At 76.0% G+C, this 2,935-nt stretch carries 2 protein-coding genes; both read right to left on the reverse strand.

Annotation, left to right across the window (positions count from 1 at the left end):
* Window positions 1–656, reverse strand: a 656-nt coding sequence (locus GPJ59_RS35125; RefSeq protein WP_219672126.1) for an SWIM zinc finger family protein, incomplete at its 3' end; no start/stop codon positions are given.
* A partial coding sequence (locus tag GPJ59_RS35130; protein ID WP_219672128.1) for a DEAD/DEAH box helicase occupies window positions 653–2,935 on the reverse strand: 2,283 nt, incomplete at its 5' end. The genes GPJ59_RS35130 and GPJ59_RS35125, both read right to left, overlap by 4 nt.

A 2,935-nucleotide genomic window follows, 5' to 3' on the forward strand; every position in this document is an offset into this window, starting at 1 on the left:
AGTCGTGCCGGGCGGGCTGCGCCGCGAGCTTGGCGTCCGAGGGCGGCGCGGGCGGGCGTACCCGGGAAGCCCGCTGCGGCCGCGGGCCGTTCGCGGGCCGCCTCGACCGCGCTGCGGCGGGTGAGCTCGTCCACCAGCTCCCGCTCGCCCCGGCCGCGCATCAGCAGCAGGACGAAGGGGTCCTCGTCCAGCAGCCGGGCCGCGCGGTAGCAGAGGGCCGCGGCGTGCTTGCACGGCGGCGGGCCGGCGTCCGGGCAGGAGCAGCGCGGCACGAGGTCGCCCGGACCCGGCAGGACCCGGTCGGCGAGGCCCTGGGGGACCTCGCGCTCCAGCAGCGCGGCGAGGCTGCCCGGATCCTCGGCCAGGGACCGGAGCAACTCGGACCACTCCGGGTCCGTGAACACGGCCAGGGCCAGCTCGGTGCGGTACGGCCGGGGCCGGCTGCCGCGGACGTACGCCACGATCCGGCCCGGGGTGACCGTGACGGTGTCGACCCGGCCGCCCTCCGCGTACCCGCGGCCGCGCGCGAGCCGGGCGGAGTCGCGGGAGAGCCGCTCCAGGGCCGACACCCACGCCCGGCCCCACCAGGTGGCCGCCTCCACCCCGGCCGGCACGGACTCGAACGTACGGCGGCGCTCCTCGCGCGCGGTGATCATGCCGGCCTCCGCAGCGAGACGAGGTCGGCGAGCTCGCGGTCGGTGAGCTCGGTCAGGGCGGCCTCGCCGGAGCCGAGGACGGCCTCCGCCAGGGCCCGCTTGGTCTCCAGCAGTTCGGCGATGCGGTCCTCCACGGTCCCCTCGGCGATGATCCGGTGCACCTGGACCGGCTGGGTCTGGCCGATGCGGTAGGCCCGGTCGGTGGCCTGCTCCTCGACGGCCGGGTTCCACCAGCGGTCGAAGTGGACCACATGGCCGGCCCGGGTGAGGTTCAGCCCCGTGCCCGCCGCCTTCAGCGACAGCAGGAACACCGGCACCTCCCCCGACTGGAAGCCCTCCACCAGCTCCTCCCGGCGCGCCACCGGCGTGCCGCCGTGCAGGAGTTGGGCGGGCACGCCCCGCGCGGCCAGGTGCTGCTGGAGGATCCGGGCCATCGTCACGTACTGGGTGAAGACCAGGACCGAGCCGCCCTCCGCGAGGATGGTGTCCAACAGCTCGTCGAGCAGGGCGAGTTTGCCCGAGCGGTGCGCGATCCTCGGGCGCTCCTCCTTCAGGTACTGCGCCGGGTGGTTGCAGATCTGCTTGAGCGAGCCCAGCAGCTTCATGATCATTCCGCGCCGGGCGATGCCCTCGCTGCCCTCGATCACGGCCATCGCCTCGTCCACCGCAGCCTGGTAGAGCGACGCCTGCTCACGGGTGAGCGGGACCGGATGGTCGGTCTCGGTCTTGGGCGGCAGCTCGGGGACGATGCCCGGGTCGGACTTGCGGCGCCGCAGCAGGAACGGCCGCACCAGCGCGGCCAGTCGGGCCACCGCCGCCTCGTTGCCCCCGTCCTGCTCCTGCTGCTGCTCCACCGCCCGGGCGTGCCGGGCCCGGAACGCCGTCAGCGGTCCCAGCAACCCGGGCGTGGTCCAGTCGAGCAGGGCCCACAGCTCGGAGAGGTTGTTCTCGACGGGGGTGCCGGTCAGCGCGACCCGGGCCGGGGCCGGCAGGGTCCGCAGCGCCTTCGCGGTCGCCGAATGCGGGTTCTTCACGTGCTGGGCCTCGTCCGCGACGACCATGCCCCACTCCTGCTCGGCCAGCAGGGCGGCGCTGGCGCGCATCGTCCCGTACGTGGTGAGCACGAAGCCCCCGGCCACGCCGCCTGCACCGGCACCGGCAACGCCACCGCCGCCGGCAGCGGTGTCCGGCAGGCTGCGGCCGCTGCCGTGGAAGCGGTGCACCGGCACGCCCGGGGCGAACTTCTCGATCTCCCGCTGCCAGTTGCCCAGCAGCGACGCGGGACACACCACCAAGGTCGGCTCGCGCCGGCCGCGGTGCAGGTGCAGGGCGATCAGCGTCAGCGTCTTGCCCAGGCCCATGTCGTCGGCGAGGCAGCCGCCGAGGCCGAGCGAGGTCATCCGGTCCAGCCAGGCCAGGCCGCGCGCCTGGTAGTCCCGCAGGGTCGCGTGGAGCCCGGGCGGGGCGGGCAGCGGGGCCAGCTCCCCGGTCAGCCGGTCCCGCAGGGCGGCCAGTGCCCCCACCGGCACGGCCGGCACCGTCTCCCCGTCCACCTCCGCCGTGCCGCCCAGTACGACGGCCAGCGCGTCCACCGGGTCCAGCAGCCCGAGCTCCCGCACGCGCGCCTTGCGCACCAGCTCCGGATCCACCCGCACCCACTGGTCGCGCAGCCGCACCACGGGCCGGTGGGCCTGCGCCAGGGCCTCCATCTCGCCGGGTGTCAGCCGGTCGCCGCCCAGCGCCAGCTCCCAGGAGAAGTCGAACAGCGAGGCCGCGTCGAAGAAGGCCGTCCCGTCGGCGGCGGAGCCGGGCGCGGTGGCGCGCACGACGGCGGTCGCGGTCAGCGAACGGGCCAGCTCACGCGGCCAGTGCACGACGACCCCGGTCGCGGCGAGGCGGCTCGCTGCCGCGCCGAGCAGGTCCTCCAGCTCGGGATCGGACAGGGACAGCACATCGGGCACCGGCTGCTCCAGCAGCCGCAGCAGCGCGGGCCACACCCGGCCCGCCCGGCGCACCGCCAGCACCACCTCGATGCGGGACCGCGGGCCGAAGCCCTCGGCGGCGGTGCCCGCCCACAGCGCCGCGGCATCGGTGACCAGCGTCGGATCGGCGAGGCTGTGCACCTGGACGACGGCGGCGCCGGCCCGCCGCAGGTCCTCCGGCTCGGCCTCGTCGAACAGCCGGAACGAGGACAGGTCGAGCCGCAGCGAGATCCCCACGCCCGCGTCGGCACCGGCCGCCACCTGGGCGGCCCAGTCCCGCAGGCCGGGCACCTGCTG

It is taken from the genome of Streptomyces bambusae, assembly GCF_019400985.1.
GTDB classification, from domain to species: Bacteria; Actinomycetota; Actinomycetes; order Streptomycetales; family Streptomycetaceae; genus Streptomyces; species Streptomyces bambusae_A.